The following is an 833-nucleotide window of genomic DNA, read 5'->3' on the forward strand; positions in this document are numbered from 1 at the left end:
CTAAGTGCTTATAAAGCGATCAGAGACACGCACTCCACCACAGTTAGCCTTGAGCTACTTTGGGCCTTAGAAGGTGCTATTAACGGCACACACTGGAGTGTAGTTCCCCAGTCTCGTCGTGAAGAATTAATGAATGGCCTTTCGTAACAGAAGTCTGCTCTAATCTATCGACTAAAACCGCAGTGTGAACTGCGGTTTTTTTATGAAATTTTTTTCGCTCCCCTCGTGTCTACTCCTTTGTAAATCCCAAAACACCCGTATCTTCAGCGCCACGACTTAGTTTCGATAACGAGATTGTTAAAACAATATTCAGTATGAATACTTTAAGCGGTAGCCTAGATATAGAAACGGAGCACACATGAATAAAAAACTTATCTTTGGACTGATACTTGTTGCCACCATTCTTTTGTTAGGCGCTAATTTTGGTCAATATCTAACGCTTGAAAACGCAAAAGCGCAACAAGAAGCGCTCAATTCATTCATCGAAGCCAACATCGTCTATGCCGCCACGGTGTATTTTTTAGCGTATGTTGCGATTACCGCATTTTCTATTCCCGGAGCAGCAGTGGTTACTTTGCTAGGCGCAGCTTTGTTTGGGTTTTGGTTTAGCTTACTTTTGGTTTCTTTTGCCAGTACGATCGGTGCGACCTTAGCTTTCTTGAGTAGCCGATATTTGCTTAGGGATTGGGTTCAATCGAGATTTGGGGAAAAGCTTGTTGCGATTAACCAAGGAGTAAAAAAGGATGGCGCGTTTTATCTGTTTTCTTTGCGCTTAATTCCAGTGTTCCCATTTTTCCTCATCAACCTACTGATGGGATTAACACCTATGAGCA

Annotated in this window: 2 protein-coding genes; both read left to right on the forward strand. The window is 42.4% G+C overall.

Annotated features, from left to right (window positions below; translation table 11 throughout):
* The coding region (locus tag R7Z50_RS26195) for a TfoX/Sxy family DNA transformation protein (protein ID WP_318149572.1) at window positions 1-147 on the forward strand (147 nt) is incomplete at its 5' end.
* A 211-nt stretch (window positions 148-358) separates the two neighbouring features.
* Window positions 359-833 (forward strand): TVP38/TMEM64 family protein (locus tag R7Z50_RS26200; RefSeq protein ID WP_318149571.1); only part of this gene is annotated, 475 nt, incomplete at its 3' end.

This window comes from Vibrio sp. 1249-1 (assembly GCF_033340495.1).